General features: G+C 66.9%; 10 protein-coding genes. 7 read left to right on the top strand and 3 right to left on the bottom strand.

Translation table 11 applies throughout. The features are described 5' to 3' along the window. From EV666_RS18430 to EV666_RS08390, 3 genes are all read right to left on the bottom strand, one after another. Nucleotides 1–241 (bottom strand): hypothetical protein (locus tag EV666_RS18430; RefSeq protein WP_207906363.1); only part of this gene is annotated, 241 nt, incomplete at its 3' end. Nucleotides 242–265: 24 nt separating this feature from the next. Next, the gene (locus EV666_RS08395) at nt 266–919 is read right to left on the bottom strand and encodes a thioredoxin family protein (RefSeq protein WP_132005965.1); all 654 of its coding nucleotides are present in this window, start codon (nt 917–919) and stop codon (nt 266–268) included. 204 nt (nt 920–1,123) lie between these two features. Further along, nucleotides 1,124–3,337 carry a protein-disulfide reductase DsbD family protein gene (locus tag EV666_RS08390; RefSeq protein WP_245514297.1) on the bottom strand — a complete coding sequence of 738 codons (2,214 nt, stop codon included), beginning with the start codon at nt 3,335–3,337 and terminating at the stop codon, nt 1,124–1,126. 340 nt (nt 3,338–3,677) lie between these two features. On the opposite strand from EV666_RS08390, the gene EV666_RS08385 reads away from it, so the two are divergent. From EV666_RS08385 to EV666_RS08355, 7 genes are all read left to right on the top strand, one after another. Continuing rightward, complete coding sequence (locus tag EV666_RS08385) at nt 3,678–5,030, top strand: replication-associated recombination protein A (RefSeq protein ID WP_207906367.1); 1,353 nt, start codon at nt 3,678–3,680, stop codon at nt 5,028–5,030. A gap of 65 nt (nt 5,031–5,095) precedes the next feature. Next, nucleotides 5,096–7,111: an acetoacetate--CoA ligase gene (locus EV666_RS08380; protein WP_132005959.1), complete on the top strand. Its 2,016-nt coding sequence runs from the start codon at nt 5,096–5,098 to the stop codon at nt 7,109–7,111. 318 nt (nt 7,112–7,429) lie between these two features. After that, nucleotides 7,430–7,810 carry a fluoride efflux transporter CrcB gene (gene crcB / locus EV666_RS08375; protein WP_132005956.1) on the top strand — a complete coding sequence of 127 codons (381 nt, stop codon included), beginning with the start codon at nt 7,430–7,432 and terminating at the stop codon, nt 7,808–7,810. A gap of 617 nt (nt 7,811–8,427) precedes the next feature. Then, complete coding sequence (locus tag EV666_RS08370) at nt 8,428–9,732, top strand: RluA family pseudouridine synthase (protein ID WP_132006025.1); 1,305 nt, start codon at nt 8,428–8,430, stop codon at nt 9,730–9,732. Between the two features lie 324 nt (nt 9,733–10,056). Continuing rightward, nucleotides 10,057–10,830 (top strand): ATP12 family chaperone protein, encoded by a 774-nt coding sequence (locus tag EV666_RS08365; RefSeq protein WP_132005953.1) that lies wholly within the window; start codon nt 10,057–10,059, stop codon nt 10,828–10,830. 135 nt (nt 10,831–10,965) lie between these two features. Continuing rightward, nucleotides 10,966–12,501: an acyl-CoA carboxylase subunit beta gene (locus EV666_RS08360; protein ID WP_132005951.1), complete on the top strand. Its 1,536-nt coding sequence runs from the start codon at nt 10,966–10,968 to the stop codon at nt 12,499–12,501. Between the two features lie 86 nt (nt 12,502–12,587). Continuing rightward, the gene (locus EV666_RS08355) at nt 12,588–13,571 is read left to right on the top strand and encodes a malate dehydrogenase (protein ID WP_132005948.1); all 984 of its coding nucleotides are present in this window, start codon (nt 12,588–12,590) and stop codon (nt 13,569–13,571) included. Nucleotides 13,572–13,812 lie beyond the last annotated feature (241 nt).

The following is a 13,812-nucleotide window of genomic DNA, read 5'->3' as shown; positions in this document are numbered from 1 at the left end:
CAGGCTGCCCGAGGCGTGGAATCGATGCCCACGATGCCGTGGAATCCATGCCCACGATCGCGTGGAATCGATGCCCATCATCCGTGGAATCCGCAGGCAGGGCGGCGCGTTGCGGCGCCCGCCTGCTTGGCAGTTCGCAAGCATGCGACAGGTTGCAGCCTGAGAAGACGTGTACATCCCAGCCGGCGCGGGCATGACGCGCGAGGGCGCCATCAGGCAACGTCAGCTGATTTTCCAGCAAGCCGCGCCGTGGCAGCCCGCCGCGTCAGGTGGCGTATTTGATGGCGCAGCCGTAGGCGCGGGTTTGCGGCGTGCTGACCGGTTTGCCTGAAGCCAGTTCTGCCAGCGCCTCGCGCACATGATTGCGGGCGCCGGCGATTTCGGCGACATCCGTGCCTGGCCTGTCATCAATCGCGCCCATATAGGCCAGCCTGCCGTCCGGGGCGATGACATACATGTGCGGCGTGGCCCGCGCCCCATAGGCGCGGCCAACCTTGCCGTCCGGGTCGAACAGCACCTGCGCTGGCGCGGCGTTGCGGCTGGCGGTGAGCCGGTTGGCTTCTTCCGCCGACACCGCGCCCTGTTCCCCGGGCGCGGACGAGATAATGCTGAGCCAGACCACCCCGGCGCTTTTGGCGTCGCGCTGCAAATTCTGCATATTGTTGCTGGAATAATGCTTTTGCACGAACGGGCAGGCGTGATTGGTCCACTCAAGCACCACGGTCCTGCCCTTGAAGTCGGCCAGGGAAACCCGGGCGCCGGCGGCCGATGTGAGGGTGAACGTCGGCGGCGGACTGCCGGGTTTGACCGGCGGCGGGGCGGCGAGAACAGTGGCGCTGGAAGCAAGGGCGAGAACCAGGCCGGCGAGGGCGCTGCCAGTGAGCAGGCGACGGCGCGAGAGACGACAAGGGTGGTTCATCCTCGTTCTCCTTGGCAGCGCCGCCGGGGCGGCGTTGGTCCATCCCGAAACGATACCTGATTCAGGGGGAGCAGGCTTTCCACATTAGCCAAGCCTGGCCTCCGGAGGCCTGCAACTGACAATCTGGCGATCACGCCAGCGCATCCGCCCCTACGCGATCACCCATATGCATCCAGGCCAATATGCAACCGCCCTGACCCGCCATCACGGCGTCTCGCCATCCCCGTCCTTGCGGAAGGCGACGCGGGCGGGCAGCGCAGCCAGCGCTTCCGTCACCGTCGCGGGCGTGAGGATTTGCGGCAGGACCAAGGGGGCCTCGTCAACGCCATCGCCCCGGTAGAGCAGATAAAGCGGAACGCCGCCGCGGCCGAAGCGCGCCAGCAGGGCGGTGATCTCCGGGTTCTGGTTGGTCCAGTCGCCTTTCAGGTAGGCGACGCCACGCGCTTTCATGGCGTCGCGCACGGCGGCGGTGTCCAGGGTGGTGCGCTCATTGACCATGCAGGTGATGCACCAGGCGGCCGTCAGGTTGACAAACACCGGCTTGCGCTCCGCCAGCAGGGCGTTGAGGCGCTGCTGGGTAAACGGCTCCACGCCCTCGCTGGTCGCGGCCACCGCGGCGCCGGGGGCATGGCGGGTTTCATCGACACGCCAGACGCAGGCAACGGCCGCCACCAGGGCGAGCGCCACGACCAGACGGGCGGCGACGGCCCCGCGCCGTCCCGCCGTTGCGGCGAGGCCGGCGGCCCAGATCGCCAGCGCCAGCGCCACCAGACCGCCAAGCGCCAGCGACAGGCCGATGGGCGACACCTGCTGGCTCAGCACCCAGATGAGCCAGGCGGCGGTGGCGTAGAGCGGGAAGGCGAGGGCCTGTTTGAGAATCTCCATCCAGCGACCGGGGCGCGGCATGCGCTTCATCAGTCCCGGCAGGAAGGTGAGCAGGACAAACGGAAAGGCGAGGCCGACGCCGAGCGCGACGAACACGGCGATGGCCATGCCGGTGGACTGGGTAAGCGAGAAGCCGATGGCGGCGCCCATGAATGGCCCGGTGCACGGGCTGGCGACCACGGCCGCGAGAATGCCGGTGAAGAAAGAGCCGCCATAACCGGCCCGACGGGTGAGGCGGTCGCCAAGACCGCTCCACGAAGCGCCAAGCTGGACGGCGCCGGAAAGCCCCAGCCCCATGGCGAACATCACATAGGCCAGCAACATCACCACCGGCGGCGATTGCAGCTGGAAACCCCAGCCGATGCTGGCGCCCGCCTGCCGCGCGGCGATGAGCACGGCGGCGAGGCCGGCAAAGGACAGCAGCACGCCAGCCCCATAGCTCAGGCCATGCAGGCGCATGGCGCGCGGCGTCTTGCCGCCGCCCTGGGCCAGCGACAGCACCTTGATGGACAGCACCGGAAACACGCAGGGCATCAGGTTGAGCACCACGCCGCCAGCGAAGGCGAGGATCAGGGCCGTCCACAGGGTGAGGTTGGCGGCTTCGTCGCCAGGCGCGGCCGCCCCGGCCGGCGTGACGGAGAAGGCCGCCGGACGGGCGGCGGAACTGACGGGAGCGGGAGGCGGATCGCCCATGGCGAGCGCGTAGCCCCGCGTGACGCCATCGGCGGCGGTGAAGGCGAGCACGCCGGACAGGTGGGTGGGGTCGGCGGACGAAGGGGCGCTGCGTTGCAGCGTCAGCGTCAACCGGCCGTCCTGAACGGCGTGCTTTTGTGGGGCGGCGTTCTCCAGCAGGCTCTCGTCGACCGGGAAGAAGGCCACGTTGCCGATGTCGTTGGCGGTGACGCCGGAAGGCAAGGGCGCGGTGACGGTGAAGGCGTCGCCGCTGATGGCGAAGCTGGCGCCGCCAAGGGGCGCCGGCTGCCGGGCGCGCGCGGCGGCGAAAGCCTCGGCCGAAGCGGGATCGGGCGCCACGGAGGTGGTCGCCGGCGCCGCAGGGGCGCTGGCGGACAGGCTGGCGCTGCCCGGCACGCACTCCTTTTCGCACACCAGCCACGAGGCGTCGGCCCGGAGCGTGACCCGGCCAACAGGGGCGAGATCGGCCGGCGGGGTAATCTGCGTCAGCAGAAAGGTTTCGCCTTCATAGCCGAAGTTCATCAGTGGGCCGACGGGCAGGCGCTCCGGCGTTGGCCACTGGATCGGCCCGGCGGTAAAGCCGGGCGGCAGCGACCAGTGGATTTCCGTTGGCAGGCCGGAATCGCCAGGGTTTCGCCAGTAGGTGTGCCAATGCTGCTTCATGCGCAGGCGCAGCGCCACGGTGAAGGGCTGTCCGGGCTGGATGGCGGCGGGCTCGATCAACAGGTCGGCCTTGACCAGATCGGCGCCGCGCTGGTTGGCCATCGCGGCGCCGCCCATGGTCAGGCCTTGGGCCGCAAGGGCGAAAACCGCAAGAATCACAAGTCTGGCGGCAAGCAAGAAACCATGCCCGGCCGGTCGCATGGCCGTCCGTCCTGTCCGCTCACATTGACCGGTGCGTGCTGCCGCCATCAAACTTCGCTCTTCATCTATCGCATGAGGTATGGTTAATTTACGCAAATTAACCATACATTTATCCGATATTTCTTGTGTTCTGGGCAAACTGCGTGGTCCGGACCTGACGCGGGCGAACGCCGGGCGTTCCGGTCCGCTGTCCGGGCCGCGCAGGCCTGGTCACCGGCGCTTTTGCCCTGGGCGCCGCGCCACCTTATATACATGAGCGCACAAGAGCGGGCGATCGCGGCGCCAGTGGGGCGCCGGACGCAAAATGGACCCAGATATGGGCGACCTGTTTTCTTCAATGGAGCCAGCCCCTGCGGATGAGCGGCGCCCGGGCGATGATCGCGCCCCGTCGGCGGGGCGGCCGCTGGCCGACCGGCTGCGGCCAACGCGCCTTGCCGAGGTGGCCGGGCAGGATCATCTGGTTGGCCCGGAAGGGGCGCTGACCCGGATGCTGGAATCCGGCTCGTTGGGGTCCATGGTTTTCTGGGGGCCGCCAGGCACCGGCAAGACGACGGTGGCGCGGCTGCTGGCCGGGGCCACAGACCTGCGCTTCGAGCAGATTTCCGCGATCTTTTCCGGCGTGGCCGATCTCAAGAAGGTTTTCGAGGGCGCGCGGGTGCGTCGCGCCGCCGGCCAGCGCACATTGCTGTTCGTGGACGAGATCCACCGTTTCAACCGGGCGCAACTCGACGCCTTTCTGCCGGTGATGGAAGACGGCACCATCACCCTGATCGGCGCGACCACCGAGAACCCTTCTTTTGAGCTGAATGCGGCCCTCCTGTCGCGGGCGCGGGTGTTGACCTTCCGCGCGCTCGATGAGGCGGCGATTGAAAGCCTGCTGGCCCGGGCCGAGACGATTGGGTGCAGGCCGCTGCCGCTGACGGCGGACGCCCGCGCGGCGCTGGTCGCCATGGCGGACGGCGACGGCCGCGCCTCGCTCACCCTGGCGGAAGAAGTCTGGCGGGCGGCGCGGCCGGGCGAGGTGTTTGACGCCGCCCAGCTCGTCGAGGTGGTGCAGCGCCGGGCGCCGATCTATGACAAGGGCCAGGACGGTCACTACAACCTGATTTCGGCGTTGCATAAATGCGTGCGCGGCTCCGATCCGGACGCGGCCCTGTATTATTTCGCCCGGATGATTGACGCGGGCGAGGACCCTTTGTTCATCGCCCGCCGTCTGACGGTGATGGCGGTAGAGGATATCGGCCTCGCCGATCCACAGGCCCTGCAAGTCGCCAACGCGGCGAAGGACGCCTACGATTTTCTTGGACTGCCGGAGGGGGCGCTGGCCCTGGCCAACGCCGTGGTCTATCTGGCCACGGCGCCCAAATCCAACGCTGTTTACATGGCGCTGGCTGGCGCCCGCCGGGCGGCGAAAGCCGGCGGTTCCTTGATGCCGCCGCGCACCATCCTCAACGCCCCCACCAAATTGATGAAGGCAGAGGGCTACGGCGCGGACTATCAATACGACCACGACCAGCCGGACGCCTTTTCCGGGCAGGACTACTGGCCGGAGAAACTTGGCCGGCAGCACTTCTATGAACCGTCGCAGCGCGGCTTCGAGCGGGAGATCGGCAAGCGGCTGGACTGGTGGGAGAGGCTGCGGCGCGAGCGGCGCGGCGGTCAGGGTTGACAGGCGCCGGCCATGCCCCTCGATGGGCGCCGGCAACAGACAATGAACAATGAAGAGGGAGCAGCATGACGGGCCAGCAACAGGAGCGCGCCGGGCAGGCGGAAGAGGCCAGGCTGCTGTGGACGCCGACGGCGGCGGATATCGAAAAAGCCCGCATCACCCACTTCACCCGCTGGCTGGAGCAGCGCGAAGGTCAGTCGTTCCCCGATTATCCGACGCTCTGGCAATGGTCGGTGGATAATCTGGAGCGCTTCTGGGCGGCGGTGTGGGACTATTTCGAGGTGCGCAGCGAGCGCCCCTATGACCAGGTTCTTTCCAGCCACGCGATGCCGGGGGCCAAATGGTTCCAGGGCGCGCGGCTGAATTACGCCGACCATGTGCTGCGCCATCATATGGATGCGCCAAACCGGCGCGCCATTGTCTTCGGTTCGGAGGATGGCGAACTGGGTGAGGTGAGCTGGGGTGAACTGCGCGACAAGGTCGGCGCCATGGCCGCCGCCCTGCGCGGTTTTGGCGTCGGGCCGGGCGATCGCGTCGTGGCGGTGCTGCCCAACATTCCCGAAACCATCATCAGCTTCCTCGCGGTCGCGAGCCTCGGCGCGGTGTGGTCGCTGTGCTCCTCCGACATGGGCAAGAGCGCCGTGCTCGACCGTTTCCGCCAGATCGACCCCAAGGTGCTGATCTGTGCTGACGGCTACGTCTACGCCGGCAAGCCCTTCGACCGCACCGATGGCATCGCCGAGCTGGTGGAGGCGCTGCCGGGGGTGGAGCAGCTCATCATTTTGCCGCGCCTGCACGATGGCGTCGATCGCCAGCGGTTCCCGAAAGCGCACGACTGGCGCGAGCTGGCGGCGAAAACCGCCTCCTGCCCGCCGGTGGCTGTGGACGCCGACCATCCGCTGTGGGTGGTGTATTCATCCGGCACCACCGGCCTGCCGAAGCCGATCGTGCACGGCCACGCCGGCATCACTGTCGAAATGCTGCTGATGCAGTCGATCCATTGCGACCTGGGGCCGGAGGACACCACGCAATGGTACACCAGCTCGGGCTGGATCATGTGGAACGCCCAGGTCGCCGCCATGGCCGCCGGCTCGGCCATCGCGCTTTACGACGGCAACCCGGCCTATCCCGATCTGGGCGTGCTCTGGCGTTTCATCGAGAAGGCGCAGGTGACGGTGTTCGGTTGCGGCGCGGCCTATTACGGCAATTGCGCCAAGGCCAACCTGCGGCCGCGTGAGTTCGCCGACCTGTCGCGCCTGCGCGCCATGTCGTCGACCGGCTCGCCGCTGTCAGCGGAGGCCTATGCCTGGATCTATGAGAACGTGCGCGACGACATCTGGCTGTCGCCGATTTCCGGCGGCACGGATTTCGCCGGGGCGTTCATCTGCGGCGCGCCGACGCTGCCGGTCTATGCCGGCGAGATGCAGTGCCGGGCGCTCGGACACAAGGTCGAGGCGTGGGACGAAAACGGCAAGCCGCTGATCGATGAGGTGGGCGAGCTGGTCTGCACCCTGCCGATCCCGTCGATGCCGCTGTATTTCTGGAATGATCCGGGCAACAAGCGTTATCTGGACAGCTATTTTGACGTCTATCCGGGCGTGTGGCGGCATGGCGACTGGCTGCGCATCACGCCGCGCGGCGGCGCGATCATCTATGGCCGTTCGGACGCCACCATCAACCGTCACGGCATTCGCATGGGCACCAGCGAGTTCTACCGCGTGGTCGACGCCTTCCCGGAGATCGCCGACAGCATGGTGGTGGACCTGGAGTTCCTTGGCCGCGAGTCGTTTCTCTACCTGTTCGTGGTTCCGAAGCAGGGCGCAGCGCTGGATGAACGTCTGAAGGCGGCGATCAACGCACAGATCCGTTCGCAGCTTTCGGCGCGGCATGTGCCGAACGCGATCGTCGAGACGCCGGCGGTGCCCTACACCCTGTCCGGCAAGAAGCTGGAGGTGCCGGTGAAGCGCCTGCTGCTCGGTCATCCCCCGGAAGGGCTCATCAACCGTGATGCCATGGCCAACCCGGACAGTTTTGAATGGTACGTGGCGCTGGCAAAGGAGCGGGCGCGGGCGGCCGGCTGAGGCGGGGTGCGGCGGCGGCTTCCGGCCAGCCGCCTTCAGGGATTGATGATGGCGGGCGCGGCAGTCCGCCATCACTGATGCATGTTCGCCGGTTTTCTCCGCTCCAGTTTTCTCCGCGCCAGTTTTCTCCGCGCCAGGCAATGCTGCCTGGATGTCGCGGGCATGTCGTTTCCGCCGGGCGGCGACGGCCGACCTGGGAATGGGGCCGGAGCGCCCGCGCCAAAAGCATCGCTTCTGGCGGCGTTTGGGTGTATTGGCGGGCGACGGGAGCGCCGCGCATTTTCTGAATGGGTCAGGACGCGCCGCCCGATCGGTTTCATGCAGGCAATTGCACTGGTTTTTCTGGGCGCCGGGTTCGGCGGCGTTTGCCGCCATCTTCTTGGCATGGCGGCGGCGCGGGCGTTCGGGCTGGCTTTTCCGTGGGGCACGCTGCTCATCAATGTGACCGGCTCGCTGGCCATGGGCCTGCTGGTAGGGTGGATGGCGCTGCGTCCCGATGGCGCGTCGCAGAATCTGCGGCTGTTTCTGGCGACCGGCGTGCTGGGCGGCTATACGACCTTTTCGACTTTTTCACTTGAGGCGGTTTTGCTGTGGCAGCGGGGCGATTTCGCCGCCGCCATGGCTTACGTTCTTGGGTCTTTGATATGTGGCGTCGCGGGTCTGGCGGTCGGACTTGTGATGATGAGGAGCCTGGCATGACCCGCGACACTGGCAACCGCAATGGCGGACGCGGGGGCAAACCCGGCGGGTTCAAATCCGGAGGCGGCAAATCCGGCGGCTTCCGGGCAGGCGGCGCGCGCCCGGGAGGTTCGCGGCCAGATGGCGCACGCGGTCCGGCGCGCGGCGGGCAGGGTTTCCGGGGCAAGCGCTTCGATGATCGCGGCGACCGGGGGTATCGCGGGCCTCCGGCTGAGGTGCAGAACACCGGAAGTGGCGGCGATGAAGACTGGTTCGCCAGGTCGCGGGGACCGGGCGGCGTCGCCGGCAAAAGCGCCGGCCGGCCAGACGCGCGCGGCGTCGGCGGCAAGGTGACTGGCAAGACGACTGGCAAGGCGACTGGCAGGGCGACTGGCAGGCCGGCGGGGAAGGCGGCTGGTCCGCGCAAACCCACTTACGACAAGGCCGCTGGCCGGTTCGTGCGCAAGGAAGAGGCGCGCGGCGCAGCCGCCGGCGCCCGATCGGGCAAACCAGCGCGTAAAACCGCAGGCCGTGGGGCCAGACGGGACGACGGTTATGCGCGCCCGGGCTGGAACCCGGCGGCAGACGAGGCGGAGGCCTCCCGCGACATCCAGACGGCGGACGCCGAACGGGGCGATATGTGGGATGGCGGCGTCGATGACGGCGACGCCGATATCGACTGGGCTGCTGTCGAGGTTGAGGCGGCCGGGGGCGTTTTCGCTGCCGGCTTTGACGATGACGATGACGGCGCGACCGGCGAAGCGGCGCCTGTCGTCGAAACCCGCCAGACCGGCGCCAGGCGCGCGCCGCAGGGAGGCCCGGAGCGGCAGCTGAAGGAGCGCCAGCCGGGCGAGCGCGCTGCCGCCCGCAAGCCGGTTGGGGGCAAAAGCATCGCGGCGCCAGGGCAGAAGGCCCGTATCCGCGCCGAAACCAGCGAGGCTTTGGCCACCGGCGTGCAGACGCTGATCGTTGAGCCGGATGAGGCTGATATGCGCCTCGACCGCTTCCTGACGGCGCGGTTCCCGCAATTGGCTTTCACCCACATCCAGCGCATCGTTCGCAAGGGCGAGTTGCGTGTTGATGGCGGGCGGGTGAAACCGAACGATCGCCTGAAGGCTGGGCAAAGCGTCCGCATTCCGCCGCTGAAGCTTACGGAAGCGCGCCCCACCGGCCGCACGCCGCGTCAGGATGAGGATGACGCCGCCTATCTGCGCTCGCTGGTGCTCTATGAGGACAAGGACCTGATGGTGCTGAACAAGCCCATGGGGCTGGCGGTGCAGGGCGGCTCCGGCACGCACCGGCATGTGGACGGCATGCTGGAGGCGCTGCGCGATCGGGATGGCCAGAAGCCGCGTCTGGTGCATCGTCTCGACAAGGACACAGCCGGCTGCCTGGTGATCGCCAAAACGCGTCTGGCGGCGGCGACGCTTGGCAAGAGCTTCCGCTCGCGCGTCACCCGCAAGGTGTACTGGGCGCTGGTGGCCGGCGTGCCGCGCGTCAAGCAGGGGCGCATCTCAACCTACATCGCCAAGGAAGAGGACCCCGACGGCGAATCGCGCATGGGCGTGGCCCAGCATGGCGACGACGGGGCCAGCCACGCGGTGACCTATTATGCTCTGGTGGAGAACTCGGCGCAGAAAGTGTCGTGGGTGTCGCTGAAACCGGTGACGGGACGCACCCATCAGCTGCGGGTGCACACAGCGCACATGGGGCATCCGATTGTCGGCGACCCGAAATATTTCAACGTGGAGAACTGGGAGTTGCCCGGCGGCATTCAGAAGAAGCTGCACCTGCTGGCCCGCCGCATCGTCATTCCGCATCCGCGTGACGGCCGGCCGATCGACGTCACGGCGCCGCTGCCGCCGCATATGGCGCAGACCTGGAACCTGTTGGGCTTTGACGCCTCGCGTTACGACCCGATCGTCGAATCGCCGGAAGAGTGAGGACAGAACGTAATCCCTGAAACTTGCGACGGAGATTAACAAAAGCATCGTAAGTATTTGTCAGGGAACGGATTCTGAGTGTTTGCGCTTTCATGCGCGTCCGCAAGCTCTTGCCCCCGTTTCTGACGGTTCGCTGTTGCGGTTGGCCGCCGGACCCGATGGCAGGTTTTTCACCTCGCCATGGCCGCGGCGATGAGACGGGCAAACAGGCTGCTCGCGCGGCGGATGGTCCTGGACGACCGGGGCGCGTCGTTATTGATTATATTGTATGAAAATCAATGTGATGTGCTTGTTTTCCGTCACATTGATTGAGCGGGGTTGACCATGAGTTTTCGTGCTCCTGACGGCGGTGATCCAATCCGTCTCAGTCAGCAGGCCATGAAGCCGGCGCTGCCGCGCCGGTTCTACAGGGACGTGACGGTTCAGGCAGAGGACGACGGGTCCTTTTCGGTGCGGCTGGACGGGCGGCAGGCCCGCACATCGGCGAAGCGCCTGCTGACCCTGCCGACCCAGGAACTGGCGGAAGCCGTGGCGGATGAGTGGCGAGCGCAGGTTGAACTGATCAACCCGGCGAACATGCCGCTGACCCGCATGGCGTTCGCCGCTCACGACGCCGTGGCTCCCGATCCTGAGCCGGTGCTTGCCGAACTCATCCGCTACGCCGGGACCGATCTGCTGTGCTACCGGGCGACGGAGCCGGAGAGCCTGGCGCTGCGGCAGACGCAGGCATGGGACCCGCTGCTGGCCTGGATGGACGAGCGTTACGGCGCACGGTTCATGCTGGCCGAGGGCGTCATGCATGTGGCGCAACCCCCGGAGACGCTGGCCGCGGCCGGGGCGGCGGCGCGCGCTTCCACAGGCCCGTTTTCCATTGCGGGCCTGCACGTGATGACCGCGCTGGCGGGCTCGCTGGTGATCGCGCTGGCGGTGCGCGACGGGCGACTCGGCGTCGCGGAAGCATGGGCCGCGGCCCATGTGGATGAGGATCACCAGATCGCCCGCTGGGGTGAAGACGCGGAGGCAAAGGCCCGCCGGGACCGGCGTTTCGCGGATTTCGCCGCGGCGGCCCAGGCGTGCAAAGCCGGCCTGACTGCGTGAATTAAGCCGTATTGCGCAGCATTTTGCAGTGAATTGGCTGCTGCGCACGTTTGTTGAGGAAGACGCTTCCTAATCCGTTAGTTGAGTGATAGGGAGCACGCCAGTTTTCGGCAATCCGATCGCGGGGGACCCAGAATGAAGAATATTCTCGAGGCGCTGGAGGAGCGTCGCGCCGCAGCGAAGCTCGGCGGCGGTCAAAAGCGCATCGAGGCGCAGCACGGACGCGGCAAGCTGACCGCGCGTGAGCGCATCGAACTTCTCCTGGACAGCGGCTCCTTCGAAGAGTTCGACATGTTCGTGCAGCACCGCTGCGTCGACTTTGGCATGCAGAACCAGGACAAGATCCCCGGCGACGGCGTCGTCACCGGCTGGGGCACGGTCAATGGCCGCACCGTCTTCGTGTTCGCCAAGGACTTCACCGTGTTTGGCGGCTCGCTCTCCGAGACGCACGCGCAGAAGATGGTCAAGATCCAGGACATGGCGCTGAAAATGCGCGCCCCGATCATTGGCCTGTTCGACGCCGGCGGCGCCCGCATTCAGGAAGGCGTCGCGGCCCTGGGCGGCTACGGCGAGGTGTTCAAGCGCAACGTGATGGCCTCGGGCGTGATCCCGCAGATCTCCGTCATCATGGGCCCCTGCGCCGGCGGCGACGTCTACTCGCCCGCCATGACCGACTTCATCTTCATGGTCCGCGACACGTCCTACATGTTCGTGACCGGCCCGGACGTGGTGAAGACCGTCACCAACGAGACGGTGACCGCTGAAGAGCTGGGCGGCGCCAAGGTTCACTCCACCAAATCCTCGGTCGCCGACGGCGCCTGGGACAATGACGTGGAGGCCATGCTGCAGGTGCGTCGCCTGATCGACTTCCTGCCCTCCAACAACACCGACGGCGTGCCGGAGCTGCCGAGCTTCGACGATCCGACCCGCTTCGACATGTCGCTGGACACCCTGATCCCCGACAATCCCAACAAGCCTTACGACATGAAGGAGCTGATCCAGAAGGTCGTGGACGAGGGGGATTTCTTCGAGATCCAGGAAGGCTACGCCAGGAACATCATCACCGGCTTCGCCCGCGTCGAGGGCCGCACCGTCGGCGTCGTCGCCAATCAGCCCATGGTGCTCGCCGGCGTGCTCGACAGCGACGCCTCGCGCAAGGCCTCGCGCTTCGTGCGCTTCTGCGACAGCTTCGACATTCCGATCGTGACTTTCGTCGACGTTCCGGGCTTCCTGCCTGGCACGGCGCAGGAATACGGCGGCCTGATCAAGCACGGCGCCAAGCTGCTGTTCGCCTACAGCCAGGCTACCGTGCCGCTGGTCACCATCATCACCCGCAAGGCCTTCGGCGGCGCCTATGACGTGATGGCCTCCAAGCACATTGGCGGCGACGTCAATTACGCCTGGCCGACGGCGCAGATCGCGGTGATGGGCGCCAAGGGCGCCGTGGAGATCATCTTCCGCCAGGACATTGGCGACGCGGAGAAGATCGCCGCCCGCACCCAGGAATACGAAGAGCGCTTCCTCTCGCCGTTCGTCGCCGCCGAGCGCGGCTACATCGACGAGGTGATCATGCCGCACTCCACCCGTCGCCGGGTGTCGCGCGCCCTCGCCATGCTGCGCACCAAGAAGGCGGAGCAGCCGTGGAAGAAGCACGACAACATTCCGCTGTAAGGCGGTTGTCGCACTGACCCGTTGAGCCGATCAGCGTCCGGTCCGGACCACAGCCATGGACCGGGCGCCACACTCAAGGAGCTAACATGAGCAAGACTCCCATGCGCGTCGCCGTCACCGGCGCCGCTGGCCAGATTGGCTACGCTTTGCTGTTCCGCATCGCCAATGGCGATCTCCTCGGCAAGGACCAGCCAGTTCACCTGTCGCTGCTCGACCTGCCGCAGGCCCAGAACGCCGTGCGCGGCGTGGTGATGGAGCTGGAAGACTGCGCCTTCCCGCTGCTCGCCGGCTTCACCGTCACCGATGATCCGAAGGTGGCCTTCAAGGACGCCGACGTCGCCATCCTGGTCGGCGCCCGTCCGCGCGGCCCCGGCATGGAGCGCGCCGACCTGCTGAGCGCCAACGCCGAGATATTCACCGTTCAGGGCCGCGCCCTTAACGACGTGGCGAAGCGTTCCGTCAAGGTGCTGGTCGTCGGCAACCCCGCTAACACCAACGCCTACATCGCCATGAAGTCGGCGCCGGACCTGCCGGCGGAAGCCTTCAGCGCCATGCTGCGTCTGGACCACAACCGCGCCCTGTCGATGCTTGCTTCCAAGGCCAATGTGCCGGTCGCCGACATCGAGAAGCTGGCCGTGTGGGGCAACCACTCGCCGACCATGTACCCGGACTACCGCGAGACGACCGTCGGCGGAAAGAAGATCGCCAGCCTGATCAACGATGAGGCCTGGAACCGCGAGACTTTCATTCCGCAGGTCGGCAAGCGCGGCGCCGCCATCATCGAGGCGCGCGGCCTGTCGTCGGCGGCTTCCGCCGCCAACGCCGCCATCGACCACGTGCGCGACTGGGTGCTGGGCAGCAATGGCAAGTGGGTGTCCATGGGCATTCCGTCCGATGGCAGCTACGGCATCCCGGAAGGCGTGATGTTCGGCGTGCCGGTGATCTGCGAAGGCGGTCACTACAAGCGCGTCGAGGGCCTGTCGTTCGACGACTTCTCGAAAGAGCGCATCAAGCTCACGCTTGACGAGCTGGAAGGCGAGCGCGCTGCGATCGCCCACCTGCTGAAGTAAGCAGAAACCGGGCGCCTGGCGCGCCCGCCGAACAACGCGATCCGGACCAGCTTCCGCAACTGGGCGGGCCGGATCGCAGGCAACTGGCGCGCTGCAGACAAGCTCCGCCCTTGGTGGACGCGCTGTGGCTCTGGAGCGCCTCCTGTGAATCATGGTTCACAGGAGGCGCCCTATCTCTCTGGTTCGACGCATTTTCTTCACGAAAAGTGGGGTCCACTTTTCCCGAAAATGCTCCAGCTTT

The sequence above is a fragment of the Camelimonas lactis genome (assembly GCF_004342915.1).
Classification (GTDB): Bacteria; Pseudomonadota; Alphaproteobacteria; order Rhizobiales; family Beijerinckiaceae; genus Camelimonas; species Camelimonas lactis.
Note: the sequence above shows the minus strand (reverse complement) of the source record. Positions and strands in the feature narration are given on the sequence as shown.

Bases quoted from the DNA above. Each gene is read 5' to 3' on its own strand.
- EV666_RS08370 (WP_132006025.1), top strand. From the start codon at position 8,428: ATGTGGGATGGCGGCGTCGATGACGGCGACGCCGATATCGACTGGGCT.
- crcB (WP_132005956.1), top strand. From the start codon at position 7,430: ATGCAGGCAATTGCACTGGTTTTTCTGGGCGCCGGGTTCGGCGGCGTT.
- EV666_RS08355 (WP_132005948.1), top strand. From the start codon at position 12,588: ATGAGCAAGACTCCCATGCGCGTCGCCGTCACCGGCGCCGCTGGCCAG.
- EV666_RS08360 (WP_132005951.1), top strand. From the start codon at position 10,966: ATGAAGAATATTCTCGAGGCGCTGGAGGAGCGTCGCGCCGCAGCGAAG.
- EV666_RS08385 (WP_207906367.1), top strand. From the start codon at position 3,678: ATGGGCGACCTGTTTTCTTCAATGGAGCCAGCCCCTGCGGATGAGCGG.
- EV666_RS08395 (WP_132005965.1), bottom strand. From the start codon at position 919: ATGAACCACCCTTGTCGTCTCTCGCGCCGTCGCCTGCTCACTGGCAGC.
- EV666_RS08365 (WP_132005953.1), top strand. From the start codon at position 10,057: ATGAGTTTTCGTGCTCCTGACGGCGGTGATCCAATCCGTCTCAGTCAG.
- EV666_RS08380 (WP_132005959.1), top strand. From the start codon at position 5,096: ATGACGGGCCAGCAACAGGAGCGCGCCGGGCAGGCGGAAGAGGCCAGG.